This is a genomic window from Streptomyces sp. NPDC048639, from assembly GCF_043199075.1.
Taxonomy (GTDB): domain Bacteria; phylum Actinomycetota; class Actinomycetes; order Streptomycetales; family Streptomycetaceae; genus Streptomyces.
Window position 1 is genome coordinate 249355 of the sequence record NZ_JBICVP010000009.1, and the last position, 13518, is coordinate 262872.

The following is a 13518-nucleotide window of genomic DNA, read 5'->3' on the forward strand; positions in this document are numbered from 1 at the left end:
CAGGCGATTCCGCCGAGTGAGGCTGGCAGCAATGGACGCCGACGATGCCACACCGCGCGACCGGCTCCCCAGCCACCCCAACCCGTATCACGCCGCGATCATGGTCGACCGCCGCGGGGTCGTGACGGGCTGGAGCCCCGGCGCCCGCCGTCTCCTCGGCTACGCCCCCGACGCGGTCATGGGCAGGCCCCTGTCCGACCTCCTCGCATCCGGCGCCTCCCCCGCGTTCTCCGCACTCCGCGACGGATGGCGCGGTGAGCTCACCGCACGGCACGAGGACGGCCGCCGCCTCCAACTCCCGGTGCGCGTACACGACTTCGCGCGCAACGGCGGGGCCACCGAGCAGATCCTCATGCTTAGCGACCCCGGAGGAGGCACCCCGGTGGACGAACACGCCTTGCTGGACTGGCTGTTCACCGACTCACCGGTCGCCCTGACCGTCTACGACACGGAGCTGCGCTGCGTACGCCAGAACGAGGCGATGGGCCGTGTGATGGGCGTGACCCAGCAGGAACGCATGGGGCGCCGCGTGGACGACGTCCTCTCCGGCCCGGACACCGAGGCATGGGAGAACCGCATGCGCGAGGTGATGGGCTCCGGCGAGGCGGTCGTCGGCTTCCGGATCCGCGGACGCACCGCCGCCGACCCGGACCGCGACCACGTCTTCTCCGCAGATGCGTCGGCGCTCCGTGACGCGGAGGGCCGCATTCTCGGCGTCTGCGCCACGGTCGGTGATGTCACCGCGCAGCATCTGGCCCGGGAACGGCTCGCCGTGCTGAACGAGGCCAGCCTCCGCATCGGCAGCACCCTCGACGTGGCCCGGACGGCACAGGAACTCGCCGACATCGCCGTCCCCGGCGTCGCCGACTTCGCCAGCGTCGACCTCCTCGAACCCCTCCTCCACGGCGACGAACCCGGGCCGGCCACCGGCGCCGCCGAACTGCGCCGCATGGCCCACCGCTCCGTCAACGAGGGCGCCCCGGAGTCGGTGGTCGACATCGGTGACGTCGACGTCTACCCGTACCGCGCGCCCCCCGTCCGCGCCCTGACCGCGCGGCGTCCGGTCGTGCTGCGGGTGACGGACCCCAGCGTCCTGCAGTGGTTCGAGGACGACCGGCCGCGTGCCGAGGGGGCCGTCCGGTACGGCTTCCACTCGTTCATGCTGGCCCCCATCCGCGCGCGCGGCGTCACCCTGGGGGTGACGATGTTCATCCGCTCGGGCAGCAGGGAGCCGTTCAACGAGGACGACGTCGTCCTCGCCGAGGAACTGGTCCGGCGCGCCGGCATCTGCGTGGACAACGCCCGCCGCTACACCCGCGAACACACCACCGCCCTCGCGCTCCAACGCAGCCTGCTCCCGCAGGAACTCCCCCGGCAGCCCGCGCTGGACATCGCCTTCCGCTATCTGCCCGCCGACTCCCAATTCGGCGTCGGCGGCGACTGGTTCGACGTCATCCCGCTCTCCGGTGCCCGCGTGGCCCTGACCGTCGGCGACGTGGCCGGACACGGGCTCCACGCCTCCGCCACCATGGGGCGGCTGCGCACGGCCGTACGCACCCTCGCCGACGTGGACCTGCCGCCCGACGAGTTGCTCACGCACCTGGACGACCTGGTCACCCACCTCGGGGCAGGAGAGGACGCGGAGACCGGCACCGAATCGGTCGACGCGCAGATCTCCGGCCACTGGGCGACATGCCTGTACGCGATCTACGACCCCGTCACCCGGAAGTGCTCGTTCGCGTGCGCCGGGCATCCGCCGCCCGCCGTCCTCACCCCGGACGGCCAGGTCGAGTTCGTCCCCGTCACTCCAGGACCGCCACTGGGACTGGGCGGGCTGCCCTTCGAATCCCGTGAGATCGAACTCCCGGAGGACAGCGTGCTCGCGCTCTACACCGACGGCCTGCTCGGCTCGCGCGGTGGCGACCTCGACGAAGGGCTGGACCACCTGCGGACCGTGCTCACCAAACCCGCCGGCTCGCTCGACGCCATGTGCAACACCGTGGTCGAGGCGATGATCCCCGACCGGGCCACCGACGACGCAGCCCTGCTGGTGGCCCGCACCCATGCCCTGCACGCGGACCGGGTCGCCGTCAGGGACCTGCCGATGGATCCGGCGGCCCTCGCCGATACGCGTACCTGGGCACTCGACCGGCTGGCGCTGTGGGGGCTGGAGGAGGAGAGCTTCGTGACGGAGCTGGTGGTCAGCGAACTGGTCACCAACGCCCTGCGCTACGGGTCCCCGCCCATCCAGCTCCGTCTGATCAAGGAGTCCAGCCTGATCTGCGAGGTCTCCGACGGCAGCAGCACCGCCCCGCATCTGCGGCGGGCCCCCGTGCTGGACGAGGGCGGACGAGGGCTGCTCCTCGTCGCCCAGCTCACCCACCGCTGGGGCACCCGCCCGAGCCAGGGCGGCAAGACCATCTGGTGCGAACAGCCGCTCCCCGACAGCGGGGAGACCGCCATGGTCGGCCCGGGCGCGTGGTACGGGGAGAGCGGCGACGGCACGGGGGAGACCTTCTGAGCCCGCCCCCCGGGACAGGACGGCTCCCGCAAGCCCGGGTCAGTGCGGCGGAGTTGAGGCGGTGAGCCGGTCGAGTCGGCGCCGCTCCCTGGGAAGTTCGAGGGTTTCCCCGGCACTGGGAGACGGCAGGCTGATCCCCGCGCGCTTCCGACGGTGAACCGGTCGGGGCCTTCGCGCGTAGTGCCGTCGTGGCCGACACCCTGTGCGGCCGCAGCCCCGTTCGCCACACCCCTCACTTCGTGGAGCACACCCGCGCATGGATCACGTATCGCCCAGCCCCGCGCCGCCGTCGGCCGCCCGCCGCGCGCCGCGCCATCGCAAGGACAAGTCCGAGGCCGGACGCCTGAGTTCGGCGGCCCGCCGTACGCTCGCCCTCGCCGTGACCGTTCCGGTCGCCGGAGCCGTCTGCGCCGGGGCGGCGGGGTCCGCCGTCGCAGCCGACAAGGGCACGGTCGCCACGGCACCCGATCCTTCCGGTACGGACAGCGGTACCCCTGACGGGAAGATCGCCGAGAACCTCGCGTCCCGCATCAACGACCCGCGCCTGGGCACGAATCTGACCGGATTCGTCATGGACGCCGAGTCCGACAAGGCCCTGTGGGGGCACAACGAGTCGACGGCGCTGATGCCCGCGTCCAACGCCAAACTGGCCACCGCCACAGCGGCGCTGGGCGTCCTGGGCCCCGACCACCGGTTCACCACCAAGGTCGTCTACGGCGACGGGACCCTCACCCTCGTGGGCGGCGGGGACCGGCTGCTGACCGGCGCCGACGTGACCGAGCTGGCCAGGACCGCCGCCGCGGGGCTGAAGTACGCCGGCGTGGACAGCGTGAAGGTCCGGGTCGACGACAGCCTCTTCCCCGAGCCCACCCTGGCCAAGGGCTGGAGCAAGGACTACTTCCCGGGGGACGTCGCCCCCGTCCGGTCCCTCGTCGTCGACGGCCACGCCGTCATGGACACCTCCGTCGACGCCGGGCAGGTCTTCGCCGCCCAACTCAAGGACCAGGGCGTCACGGTGGACGGCAAGGTCGCACACGGCAAGAGCTCCGCCTCGGACGTCCCGGTGGCGCAGCACCAGTCGCCCACGCTGGCCGACACCGTCCACCGGATGCTGAAGAAGAGCGACAGCAACATCGCCGAGACGCTGTTCCGCATGACCGCCCTCGCCACGGGCCGCCCGGCCACCTTCGAAGGCGGCACCGAGGCCGTACGCGACGTCCTGAGCGAGCGCTACGGCGTGCCGCTCGACGGCTATGAGCAGTACGACGGCAGCGGCCTCTCCCGGGCCGACCGCATCCCGGCGGTCACGCTCGCCCGCATCCTCGACCTCACGACCGACCCCGGCAACGCGCGCACGCTCGGCGCCGTGCGCGACGGCCTGCCGGTCGCCGGAGAGGCGGGCAGCACCCTCGGCACCGACCTGGGCCGCTTCGACGACGCCGACTCCAAGTGCGCCGTCGGCAAGGTCAGCGCCAAGACGGGCACGCTGACGGGCAGCATCGCACTCAGCGGCCTCACACAGGGCGAGGACGGCCGGTGGAGGGTCTTCTCGTTCATCGAGAACGACTCCAAGGCCGACCCGACCGCCATCAAGGACGCGATGGACGGACTGGCGGCGACGGTGAACGGCTGCTGGGCGTAGCGGGCTTCGCGGACGTACGGTCCCGTGCACGAACCGGCCCCCGGCGGCCCAGGTATGACCCTGGCCCCGGGGGCCGGCTGTGAGGAGGGCGACCGGTCGCCGCCTGTGGGCTACCGGTTGACCGATCCGATGGTGCGCGAGGAGTCCACGGCGTAGCTGGGTGGTGCTCCGGGTCACGGAGAGCGCCAGTACGAGGTTGCTGGGGCCGCCGCAGTTGTCGTTCCGCCGCTCCTCCTGCGCGATGTTCTGCTGGAACAGTTCGGCTGCGCCGGTGCCGCCCGCAGCCTCGGCGCAGCCCCCGATGTCCGCCGTGCGGATGCCGGCGGAACGGTCCAGGGTCGCGCACGCGGTCCCGCCCCGGCCGCCGGTCGGCTCGATGCCGCCGTGGTCGGGGTGCTTCCCCGGCCCCCTACCGCTCGGACAGCGGGGACGGAGCCTGCTGAAGCACCCAGCCGTTGCCGTCCGGGTCCGTGAAGAAGGCGAACGAGTTCCAGGTCTCGCCCTTGCCCTCCTCCCAGCCCGATTGCCCCACGTGCTGCACCGGAGTGATGTCGACGCCCCGCCCGGACAGTTCGGCATACGCGGCGTCGATGTCGGTCACACAGACCTGCACGCCGTGCAGTGTCCCCGGCTCCATGGCCCTCTGGGTCGGGGAGGGCGGCATGCCCTGCTCCAGCGCGATCGAGCACCGCGATCCCGGCGGGGTGATCTGCACGATGCGGATGCCCGGCGCCACCTCGGTGTCGAGGTCGACGCGGAAGCCGCACTTGTCCGCGTAGAACTCCTTGGCCCGGTCGACGTCCGTGACGGGGACGGACAGGACCTCGATCGTGTAGTCCATGGTGGCCTCTTCTCCTGTGATGACCCGGTTCGGACGGTTCCGCGGCACGCAGGACGACTGTGTCACCCGCCACTGACAATCGCGGAGAACCGTGTCCGGTGTCGCGCCGCCGGGTGCACGGGCCCGGGCCATACAAGGGCCATACATGGGCCGTACACCAGCCGGGCAGGGCTTCCCCCCTCCACACCTCTCCACGCGCCAAGACGCCCGCCGCGTACGGCAGTCGGGCCCGGACTTCACGGTCCCCCAGGCCGTTTCTGACCCTGGACCGCTCCGCCGACCTGGGCACCGCGGAGTCCATCGGCGCCGCCGAGCCCCACGCCCTTCCGCCATGACGGTCGCGGTCCGGCAGAACGTCGCCCCGGAGGGCGGCAGAACAACGCTGCGGCGAACGCCGACAACATGTCGCTGACAGCCACCGGCTCCCGTACGCAGGGCCGGTGCGAGGCGGTCGACACGTCCAAGAGCATCCGCTCGTGCTACGTGGGCTGATCAAGGCACGGCACCCGCACCCTTGGCGCCGTGCCGAACTCGCGGCCCCCGTGACGCCTCGACGGTTTCTGCCCGGTCCGCCGAGGCGTCATGGGGCCGGGGCGGGGGGTCCGTACAGCACCCGCCCCCGGGGCCTCGTTCAGACCTCGTCCGTCTGTGTGCGGTCCTGCCCGGAGGCCTGGCTGGTGTCCAGCCAGGCTCGCGCCGGCTCTGCCACGTGCGTGGTGTCCACGGTGAGGTGGAGCCGGGTTCCGCCGTCGCTGCCCGCCGGGTAGCTGCGCTGTTCGGTGGCGGCGAAACAGTGCCGGAGAATCTCCGCGACCTGACGGGCGGCGTCCGGGGACGCGGCGACGATACGCACCTCGGCCCGCCCGTCCGAGACTGGTTCCGGTTCGTTCATGGTCACCTCGTTCATCGGGACGACCTGCCGGTGGGCGGGCGCCGTCGCACCTTACCCACCGCCCCCGGCTGCCAGAGGGTCTGTGTCGTCGGCGGCCCTCGTCGCGTCGCTCGTCGGGCGCTCGCGGTGCGCGTTGACGTCGGCTGATACGGCGGGCCGTGCCGGCCGTCGACCCTTCCGGCCCTTGCGGCCCTTGCGGCCCTTCCGGCCGATCCCCGGCAGGGCGCTGCTGTAGTGGAACGCTGCGATCCGTTCGTCGTGCAGGCCGTTGAGCCGACGGATCAGCAGCACACCGACGATGATCATGGCGATGGTCGCGCACACGATGATGACGTTGTCCACGTCCTCACATCCTCGGGGCGGAGCCGGAGGGTCCGGTCGGATCCGGGTTGCCTGCTCCCACGAAGGCGGCCCCGCCCTCGGCCTCCCACTGCTCTTCCCGGCTCACGGTCTCGCTCGCGTCACGGGTGGTGTCCTCGCTCGCCATCAGAGCGCTCGCGGTGAGGGCGCCCGGGACGGCTGCGGCCGACATCAGCCGGGCGGCGGCAGCCGCACCGGTCTCCGGCGGGATGATCAGCAGGTCCCAACGGCCTCCGGTCCAGGAGAGCAGAAGCAGCTGGTGCGGGTCCTGCTCTTCGATGAACCAACCCACGTGCATTGTATGGCCCGCCACGGGCACCTTGCGCGGGATCACGGGCCAGTGGGCCGGGTTCACCGTGACACGTGTGATCCGGCCCCAGCGCGAGTCCAACACGTCCAGCAGAGCCGGAAGTTCACGGAAGAGGTCGCGTGAGCGAGGCCACCAGGCTCCGTCCAGCAGACCCGGGGCCGTCCCCTCCGGGGCCAGGGACAGACGAGTCGGTGGCAAGGGCCCACGCTCATTGATGATCGTTCGGTCGATGGTCGCGGTCATGACGCGAACCTGTCTCGGGGCTTCTCTATCGACGTCCCGGTGTCGGCGCTCGCCGAGAACGACACCGGCATGGGAGCCGGTGCGCGAAGTACTCCCGGTGCCTTCAGCGTACTCCGCCCCAGGTGCGCGGGGACGTATGCGTGACCAGGCATTTTCGGGTCAAGAGCTGCCGGCGCGGCACGCTCGAGCCCCTCCGCGGTGCCTTCCGCAGAGTAGGCTTGAGCATGGCGGACGCACTGTCCCCGCAGACGGGCGGACACCATGGACGACTCCGACACCCCCGCAACCCCCAGGCTTCTGCCCGACGAGATCCACCGGTCCGTGAGGCCCGGAACGGCTCTTCTGAGGCTGGAGACCACTCATGTCCGGGAGGGAATCCTCGACGGCGCATGGTGGCCCCGTTCGCGGGACATCGGCGCCGAGCTTCCCTCGCTGATCAGCGCGTTGACCGAACATCTCGGACCTGTCACCCGCGTCGGACTGGACGCCGCCGCCTGGGAGGAACTGCCCACACGGCTGATGGTCGACAACAGGGTCGTGCACATCGACTCCTTCCCGATCGGCGACGACACGGTCCTCATCACCCGGGGCGACGGCGACTACTTCTCCCTGCTGGTGGTCCCCCCGGACACGGAGCCCGACGCGGCACGCGCCGCCATGGCCAGAGCCGTACGGGCCAGCAACGTCTCCCAGGCCGAGCAGATCCTCATCGAGACCGGAACCGACACGGAACACCCCCCGACGGGGCCACCGCCGGTGGCCGGGCACTCTCCCGGGACGTGACCGACGCTTCGAGGCCGATACGCCCGATGCGTACGCGCGTCGACTCCGCTCGGAGAACTCCACCGGGCCGTGGGTGGTTCGTCGAGGGGCGAGACCGCGCTCCAAAAGGGCGGCCACGTTCGCGCGCGGAATCTTGCTCATCGGGACGGACGGGCATGCGATGGGGCGAAGTCGTCGGACCGAAGGCCGAGTTGCTGCGGACCGGCACCCTTCCGCCTGAAGGGCACGCGTATCAACGCGCACTCGGGCCTGCACGAGCGTTGTCTTCCCGAAGGCGGCATCCCTCGCACCATCAACCCCCACGCCGGCTGAACGGACCGCTGTTCAGGCTCGGTACGCCCATCTCACCCGGTCGATGCGTGAGGAGCCGATGCCCTGCCCTGACGGAGGAGGGGGGAGGGGCGCGACAGCAGACCGGGGCCATGTGCTCCACGTCACCCGGGGACGTCCTCACCGCTCTCTTGCGGGAGCCGAACAGGGCCTCGGTGGACGCCGCCTGGGAGACGAAGTTTCAAGATCTTCTCCCAGACCCTCTCCCAGCAGAACGGGAGAACAACTCAGGCCCGGTCCTCTTGTTCAAAGGACCGGGCCTGACCTGTTACTTCACAGTCGGGGTGGCGGGATTTGAACCCACGACCTCTTCGTCCCGAACGCGATTTCGGGGATAGCTGACCTTGTGGCACAAGCGACTGCCCTGCCTCAACGGCCTGTGTCCAGTCCATGGTTGTCCACGATGGTTCGGCGCGGACTGTTGCGTTTGTCCCCCTGTTTGGCCCCCGTGCGAGCGTCCGGGGAGCGATGCGGGCGCCTACGTCGTGGCTTGGATCGCAACACCGGACAGCGCACGGTCACCCCTTCGGGAGGCGCCACGGTCCGTCCCTGGTTGATCCGCGTAGGGAACCGGGCGGTTGCCGGTCCAGTGTCGTCGGCCCTGCGCGGTCAGGCTCACTGGATGCCGGCTCGTCTGCGATCGATGTGCCGGCGCGGTCGCCGGTGCCCCGCAGGTCCTTGGCGAGCCGGCCTGCGAGTGCGCTCACCGGGCATCGACCGGGTGAGGACGCCGAGTGTGAGCAGAGCGAGCGCCGGCAGCACGGCGACGATGATTCCCATCGGCAAGGCGTCGGTGGCGCCACCCGCGCCGGCCAGCGGAGCAAGTGCCCCGCCGATCATGAACTGGCTGAAGCCGAGCAGCGCGGCGGCCGACCCGGCGTGTCCGCCGTGGTCGGCCAGGGCCTGGGCCGCGGCGTTCGGCATGACGAGGCCCACGCTGGAGACCAGGACGAACAGGCCGATCAGGAGCGTGGGCAGGGGTGCCCGTGTCAGCACCGCGCCCAGGACCGTGGTGCCACCGGCTGTCGCGCCCAGCAGACCGGCGAGCAGCAGCACGCGGGCGCCGGCCCGGGCCACCAGCCGGCCGCTGATCTGGGCGGCCGCAATGAGTCCGGCGGCGTTGACGGCGAACACGGCGCTGTACTGCTGCGGTGACAGGCCGTGGATTTCCTGCAGGACGAACGGCGAGCCGGAGATGTAGGCGAACATCGCCGCGAAGACCAGGCCGTTGGCCAGGACGTACCCGGTGAAGACCCGGTCGCTGAGCAGCTGCCCGACGACAGCCAGCAGCGGCTGGCGTGACGCGGAGGACCGGGTCTCCGGCAGTCCTGCGGCGGAGGCCGCCAGCATCATGGCGCCGAGTACGGCCAGGCCCACGAAGATCCCCGGCCAGGCCGTGACGCGCAGTAGCTGGCCGCCGAGGACCGGCGCGAACACCGGCGCCAGGCCGGTGATCAAGGTCAGTGCGGAGAAGAGACGTGCGGTGCGGGTTCCGGAGGTGCGGTCGCGGACCATGGCGTTGGCGATGACGATGCCGAACGCCCCGCCGATGCCCTGGACCAGGCGTAGGCCGACGAAGGTCCGGACGTCGGGCGCCACCGCGCAGAGCGCGCTGGCGATCGTGTAGAGGGCGAGGCCCGCCAGCAACGGACGCCGCCGGCCGTAGGTGTCGCTCAGCGGCCCGGCGATCAGCTGCCCGATGGCCAGCCCGGCCAGGCAGGCGGTGATGGTGAGCTGGGTGGCCGCGGCGCTGGCGCGCAGGTCGCCGGCGAGGTCCGGCAGTCCGGGCAGGTAGCCGTCGATGGACAGTGGTCCCAGGGCCACGAGCGCTGCGAGCAGGACGATGAATCGGGTTTGCCGGCCGGCGGCGTCGTTGCTCATGGCTCAGTACGCCACGGTGATGCGGCGGCGGATCGCGGTGCCGCTCTCGATCGTGTCGGCCAAGGCGATCGCGTAGTCGGCGTACGAGATGCGGCTGTTGCCGTCGTCGTCGGTGAGCAGGGTGTCCCCGGCGCTGCGGTAGGCCCCGGTCCGCTCGCCCGCTCCGATGACTGCGGCGGGCGACACGTACGTCCAGTCGAGGTCGTGCACGCCGCGGTAGAGGTCGAGCGCTTCGGACTGGGCCTCGGCGTTGGCCTTCCACAGCGCGGGGAAGTCCGGGTCGTCCATGACCCGGGCGCCGGTCGGCGTGCGTAGGCTACCGGCACCGCCGATGGTGACCAGGCGGGTGACGCCGGCTCGGCGGAGTCCGTCGATCAGCGCACGGGCGGCACCGACGATCGTGGCGCGGTCGCTTTCCTGGCCGATCCGGGGGCCGACGGCCGACAGTACGGCGTCGTGGGAGGCGGCGAGGCCGGCGACCGCCGCGGGGTCGGTGACGTCACCGGTGGTCACGGTCAGGGCCTTGTGCTTGAGTCCGTCGATGTGGCCGGCTCGGGTGACCGCGGTGACGGTGTGGCCGCGACGCAGTAGTTCCTCGGTGGTGGGCCGGCCGATGTTGCCGCTGGCACCGAACAGGACGATCTTCATGTGTTGCTCCTTGTTTCTGACGGTCAGAGGACGGGCTGGCCGTCGGCGATGATGGCCGCGGTGATGCCGCGCTCGTCGGCGGCGTGCTGGAAGCGCTGCTCGATGTCGGGTTGTTCGGTGTAGAACGGCGGGTTGTGGAACAGGCCGTAGTGCATGGCGCAGACGGTGCCGGCGCCGAGTGCGACGGCGGCCTCGACGCCCTGCTCAGGGGTCATGGTCGCCGGGACGTTGGCCGCGTAGCCCTCGAAGTGGGCGATGACACCGTTGACCGGGACGAACGCGACGTCGAACGGGCCGTGGTCGCGGGCGATCTGCCACCAGCTGCCGTGCCACTGGGTGTCGCCGCAGTGGATGACCCGCCGGCCGGCGCCTTCGACGACCCAGGCGACCTGGTCACAGTCGTTGCCGCGCCAGTCCAGCGAGGTCACCGGGGTGACGGACAGCTCTCCGATGCGCCGTGACCGACCCAGGTCCTGGGCAACGGGGGTGATGCCCGCCTCGCGCAGCCCGGCCGCGCTGGGGGTGTGGCAGCCGATCGTGCCGGTGGCCGCGATCCGGGCGATCAGGTCGTGGTCGTAGTGGTCGGGGTGCAGGTGGGTGATGAGGGCGTGGGTGCCGGGCGGTGTATCGACCGGGTCGACCGGCCGGTGCGGCGGCCCCATCACCGGCGCCAGCGGAGCGACGTTCTCGAGCGGATCGATCAGCAGGCGGGTGTCGCCGAGACGGATCTCGACGCCGGCCCAGGCCAGCCGACGCACGGAAAGGGTGGGGGTCATGGGCAGCGACGCTAGACCGACGTTGTTGAGAAAGTCAACAAGAGAGTTTTGAATCTCAACACCACGATGTAGGATGGTGGCATGCGCACCTACGGGCAGTACTGCGGCATCGCAAAAGCACTGGACACCATCGGCGACCGATGGACCCTGCTGATCGTCCGCGAACTGCTCGCCCTGGGTCCTTGCCGGCACACCGACCTGCGCAACGGGCTGCCCGGGATCGCCAGCAACCTGCTGGTCGACCGGCTCCGCGAACTCGAGGAAGCCGGCCTGATCCACCGCGAGGCCGCCCCGCCGCCGGTGGCCACCACCCTGTTCTCCCTCACCGAGCGTGGCCGCGCGCTGGAGCCGGTGCTGCAGGAGCTGAGCCGGTGGGGCGTGCCGCTGTTGCGTGAGCCGGGCGGCAACGACACCTTCCGCACCCACTGGCTGGACATGCCCGCCCGGGCACTGACCGACCACCGCCCTGACCAGCCGGCAATCGCCCTGCAACTGCACGCCGACGGCAGCGAGGACCTGGTCATCGAAGTCAAGGACGGCTCGGTGCACACACACGCCGGCCGGGTCGACCACCCCACCGCGTCACTGACCGGACCGCCGCACCTGCTGGCTGCGACTCTGCTCGGCGACCTCGATCTGAGCGCCGCAGTACAGCAAGGCCTGCGGCTCAGCGGCGAACGCGAGGCAGTAACGCGCATCCTGCCCCGCTGATCGACCGGCAGCCGCGCGGAACTCGCACTACTCGTTACCGCGCCGGAGGGACGGCCCGGACGTCCGAGCAAGGCACTGAACTTGGAGCAGGCGGAAGCTGTGCTCGCTTTGCCGCTCGCCCGTCACGGCTGTACGCCTACCTAGTGCTCTCACTCCTCAGCGGTGTGCGTACGGAACAGGCGCGGCCCCTCACTTGGGATCACGTGTTCCTGGAGACAGAGGACGGCGTGCGGCCCCACATCGCCGTGTGGCGCTCGGTGCGCAAGCACGGCGAGACCAAGACCAGGAAGAGCCGCCGGGCAATCGCACTGCCGCAACAGGTGGTCGACGTGCTTGAGGAGCACAGGCGGTGGCAGAGACTGGAGCGAGCGTCGAAGGGGATGGAGTGGAGCCCCACCGGCCGCGTCTTCACGACCCGGAGCGGCGAGCCGCTTGACGCGGCGAACGTCCGGCGCGACTTCAAAGCCATCGTGAAGAAGGCAGGACTTGCGCTGGAGTGGACTCCGAGGGAGCTGCGGCACAGCTTCGTCTCGCTGCTCTCCGACCACGGCATCCCGTTGGAGCGCATCGCTCAGCTTGTCGGGCACACCAGTCAGGTGACCACAGAGGCGGTCTACCGCAAGCAGCTCCGCCCGGTCATCACGGAGGGCGCGGAAGCCATGGACGAGATCTTTGCCCAGCAACGCCAGGTGACCGCTCGCGAGGCTTGACCAGAATCCTTTGGCCCCCTGTTTGGCCCTCAAAAGCGTTAGAGGCCCATTCGCGATCATGCGAATGGGCCTCTAACCAGTGTCGGGGTGGCGGGATTTGAACCCACGACCTCTTCGTCCCGAATAATGTGCGGAAAGATCGCTGACCAGGGTCCGTTGGTAACTGTGCAGGTCAGCCCCTTGGTGCGCGTTGGTTAGCGTAGGTGGCGCGCGCCATGATTTTCATGATCCACTCCCCGTTCACTCCCCAGGCCGTGGCGAGGGCCGTCCGCCGAGGCTTGACGCTGAACCTACAAGGGCCGCAACGCGATCCCGCAAGCCAATGCCGCTTTCCAACTGTCCGTATGGCCGTTCCTGCGCGTCCGTGGACGTTCGCGCAGCCGCTCAGACAGGGGGCGTGTACCGGGTTGAATCGCGCGTCCGTCAGTGCACTGGACAAAGACCAGGACAACGAGCGTATGTGGGTGAGAGCCCCTGCAGTGGGAGCCGCGACCGGTGCCTGTACTAGCTGCTCCTTGGCCCGGTCTGCCCGCCCGGGGGAGAGGCGCCGCAGCACGGGCGGACGCTTGCTGGGTGCCGATCGCGAAGGGGCTCACACCTCATGGGCTGCGCCACACACACAAGACACGCATGGAGGGCTTCCGCACCCCGCCGAAGCTCATGGACGAGCGCATGGGTCACATCACGGCTCGGTTCAGGCGCGCTACACACACATCACGCGAGAGATGCGTGAGGAACTGATGGCGAACCTCACCGCTGAGCGCCGTGGGAGGCCGCGCTGGATGCTCGACGGACGATGTTTCCCACGTCCTCGGTCGTCGTGCTCAACGAGCTCTTGCAGGATCGCCTAGCGGTCCATCGGTAGCCGCG

At 70.5% G+C, this 13518-nt stretch carries 12 protein-coding genes and 1 pseudogene; 6 read left to right on the plus strand and 7 right to left on the minus strand.

The features are described from left to right. The first annotated feature begins 31 nt into the window (after window positions 1-31). Together ACGFNH_RS25130 and dacB are read left to right on the plus strand one after the other, a co-directional pair. Window positions 32-2521: a SpoIIE family protein phosphatase gene (locus ACGFNH_RS25130; RefSeq protein WP_393657283.1), complete on the plus strand. Its 2490-nt coding sequence runs from the start codon at window positions 32-34 to the stop codon at window positions 2519-2521. A 256-nt stretch (window positions 2522-2777) separates the two neighbouring features. Next, window positions 2778-4163, plus strand: coding sequence for a D-alanyl-D-alanine carboxypeptidase/D-alanyl-D-alanine-endopeptidase (gene dacB / locus ACGFNH_RS25135; protein ID WP_393657284.1), 1386 nt, complete (start codon window positions 2778-2780; stop codon window positions 4161-4163). Between the two features lie 409 nt (window positions 4164-4572). Here dacB and ACGFNH_RS25140 read toward each other — a convergent pair whose 3' ends face one another. From ACGFNH_RS25140 to ACGFNH_RS25155, 4 genes are all read right to left on the minus strand, one after another. Beyond that, window positions 4573-5004: a VOC family protein gene (locus ACGFNH_RS25140; protein ID WP_393657286.1), complete on the minus strand. Its 432-nt coding sequence runs from the start codon at window positions 5002-5004 to the stop codon at window positions 4573-4575. A gap of 631 nt (window positions 5005-5635) precedes the next feature. After that, window positions 5636-5896: a hypothetical protein gene (locus ACGFNH_RS25145; protein ID WP_393657579.1), complete on the minus strand. Its 261-nt coding sequence runs from the start codon at window positions 5894-5896 to the stop codon at window positions 5636-5638. Window positions 5897-5947: 51 nt separating this feature from the next. Next, window positions 5948-6238 (minus strand): hypothetical protein, encoded by a 291-nt coding sequence (locus ACGFNH_RS25150; protein ID WP_393657288.1) that lies wholly within the window; start codon window positions 6236-6238, stop codon window positions 5948-5950. 4 nt (window positions 6239-6242) lie between these two features. Continuing rightward, the gene (locus tag ACGFNH_RS25155) at window positions 6243-6809 is read right to left on the minus strand and encodes a DUF5994 family protein (RefSeq protein ID WP_393657289.1); all 567 of its coding nucleotides are present in this window, start codon (window positions 6807-6809) and stop codon (window positions 6243-6245) included. A gap of 261 nt (window positions 6810-7070) precedes the next feature. Between ACGFNH_RS25155 and ACGFNH_RS25160 the strand changes: the two genes are divergently transcribed. Then, entirely contained in the window at window positions 7071-7592 is a 522-nt protein-coding gene (locus ACGFNH_RS25160; RefSeq protein ID WP_393657291.1) for a DUF5994 family protein, read from the plus strand. A gap of 945 nt (window positions 7593-8537) precedes the next feature. On the opposite strand, the gene ACGFNH_RS25165 is transcribed toward ACGFNH_RS25160, so the two are convergent. From ACGFNH_RS25165 to ACGFNH_RS25175, 3 genes are read right to left on the minus strand one after another with little or no spacing between them, the layout of a single operon-like run. After that, window positions 8538-9803 carry a multidrug effflux MFS transporter gene (locus ACGFNH_RS25165; protein WP_393657293.1) on the minus strand — a complete coding sequence of 422 codons (1266 nt, stop codon included), beginning with the start codon at window positions 9801-9803 and terminating at the stop codon, window positions 8538-8540. A 3-nt stretch (window positions 9804-9806) separates the two neighbouring features. Further along, window positions 9807-10451 carry an NAD(P)-dependent oxidoreductase gene (locus tag ACGFNH_RS25170; protein ID WP_244416035.1) on the minus strand — a complete coding sequence of 215 codons (645 nt, stop codon included), beginning with the start codon at window positions 10449-10451 and terminating at the stop codon, window positions 9807-9809. A 23-nt stretch (window positions 10452-10474) separates the two neighbouring features. Then, window positions 10475-11227, minus strand: coding sequence for an MBL fold metallo-hydrolase (locus ACGFNH_RS25175; RefSeq protein ID WP_393657294.1), 753 nt, complete (start codon window positions 11225-11227; stop codon window positions 10475-10477). Between the two features lie 81 nt (window positions 11228-11308). Here ACGFNH_RS25175 and ACGFNH_RS25180 point away from each other — a divergent pair, with 81 nt between their 5' ends. The 3 genes and pseudogenes from ACGFNH_RS25180 to ACGFNH_RS25190 all read left to right on the plus strand — a co-directional run. Next, complete coding sequence (locus tag ACGFNH_RS25180; protein WP_393657296.1) at window positions 11309-11938, plus strand: winged helix-turn-helix transcriptional regulator; 630 nt, start codon at window positions 11309-11311, stop codon at window positions 11936-11938. Between the two features lie 164 nt (window positions 11939-12102). Further along, complete coding sequence (locus ACGFNH_RS25185; RefSeq protein ID WP_393657298.1) at window positions 12103-12648, plus strand: site-specific integrase; 546 nt, start codon at window positions 12103-12105, stop codon at window positions 12646-12648. Window positions 12649-13131: 483 nt separating this feature from the next. Continuing rightward, window positions 13132-13513, plus strand: a pseudogene (locus ACGFNH_RS25190) (LacI family transcriptional regulator); the annotation flags it as partial. Window positions 13514-13518 lie beyond the last annotated feature (5 nt).

Excerpts from the sequence above, each read along its gene's own strand:
- ACGFNH_RS25145 (WP_393657579.1), bottom strand. The coding sequence starts at position 5,896 with ATGAACGAACCGGAACCAGTCTCGGACGGGCGGGCCGAGGTGCGTATC.
- ACGFNH_RS25130 (WP_393657283.1), top strand. The coding sequence starts at position 32 with ATGGACGCCGACGATGCCACACCGCGCGACCGGCTCCCCAGCCACCCC.
- ACGFNH_RS25165 (WP_393657293.1), bottom strand. The coding sequence starts at position 9,803 with ATGAGCAACGACGCCGCCGGCCGGCAAACCCGATTCATCGTCCTGCTC.
- ACGFNH_RS25175 (WP_393657294.1), bottom strand. The coding sequence starts at position 11,227 with ATGACCCCCACCCTTTCCGTGCGTCGGCTGGCCTGGGCCGGCGTCGAG.
- ACGFNH_RS25180 (WP_393657296.1), top strand. The coding sequence starts at position 11,309 with ATGCGCACCTACGGGCAGTACTGCGGCATCGCAAAAGCACTGGACACC.
- ACGFNH_RS25160 (WP_393657291.1), top strand. The coding sequence starts at position 7,071 with ATGGACGACTCCGACACCCCCGCAACCCCCAGGCTTCTGCCCGACGAG.
- ACGFNH_RS25155 (WP_393657289.1), bottom strand. The coding sequence starts at position 6,809 with ATGACCGCGACCATCGACCGAACGATCATCAATGAGCGTGGGCCCTTG.
- ACGFNH_RS25170 (WP_244416035.1), bottom strand. The coding sequence starts at position 10,451 with ATGAAGATCGTCCTGTTCGGTGCCAGCGGCAACATCGGCCGGCCCACC.
- dacB (WP_393657284.1), top strand. The coding sequence starts at position 2,778 with ATGGATCACGTATCGCCCAGCCCCGCGCCGCCGTCGGCCGCCCGCCGC.
- ACGFNH_RS25140 (WP_393657286.1), bottom strand. The coding sequence starts at position 5,004 with ATGGACTACACGATCGAGGTCCTGTCCGTCCCCGTCACGGACGTCGAC.